Here is a 240-nt window from a genome sequence, read left to right as displayed (position 1 = left end):
TCTCGGCGCTGTTGATTCTGCTGCGCGAAGGCCTGGAAGCGATTCTGGTGCTGGCTGCCATCCTCGCGTTCCTGCGCAACACCGGTCAGCAATCGGCCGAGCGTAGCGTGCACATTGGTTGGGGCTTGGCGATGTTGGCCGGCGTGTTCACCTGGGCGGCGGCGGCTTATCTGTTCGACGTCAGCGGCGCACAGCGTGAATTGCTTGAAGGCTGCACGGCGTTGTTCGCCGCCGTGATGG

1 protein-coding gene is annotated in these 240 nt (G+C 63.8%); it reads left to right on the top strand.

The window, feature by feature from the left end; all coding sequences use genetic code 11:
- The coding region (locus AC0IW9_RS31815) for an FTR1 family protein (RefSeq protein ID WP_471652271.1) at window positions 1–240 on the top strand (240 nt) is incomplete at both ends.

The organism is Belnapia sp. AC561 (assembly GCF_979252845.1).
The sequence above is the reverse complement of the archived record's forward strand: the minus strand, read 5'-3'. Positions and strand labels throughout refer to the sequence as shown.